This window comes from Nocardioides malaquae (genome assembly GCF_015070385.1).
In the GTDB taxonomy this organism is placed as follows: Bacteria; Actinomycetota; Actinomycetes; order Propionibacteriales; family Nocardioidaceae; genus Nocardioides; species Nocardioides malaquae.
Genome location: NZ_JADCSA010001313.1, coordinates 1 through 232, shown reverse-complemented (window position 1 = coordinate 232; position 232 = coordinate 1). Strand labels below are relative to the sequence as shown.

The 232-nt window shown below is 52.6% G+C and carries 1 protein-coding gene; it reads left to right on the top strand.

Annotated features, from left to right (window positions below; translation table 11 throughout):
• Positions 1–16: 16 nt before the first annotated feature.
• Positions 17–232 (top strand): serpin family protein (locus IEQ44_RS16605; RefSeq protein WP_227487731.1); only part of this gene is annotated, 216 nt, incomplete at its 3' end.

Here is a 232-nt window from a genome sequence, read left to right as displayed (position 1 = left end):
GGAGGTTCTACTTGGCCTGCCTCGATTCAAGACGGAGGAGACGTATGAAATGAAAGACGTCTTGATCAAGATGGGCATGGTGGACGCCTTTGACGAAATAAAGTGTAACCTCTCCGGCATCTCTTCAGCCAACGACCTGGTGCTTTCTAACGTGGTGCACAAGGCCATTGTGGAAGTGAATGAGGAGGGGACTAAGGCAACCGCGGCCCCTGCTGCAGTTGTTTGCTGGATG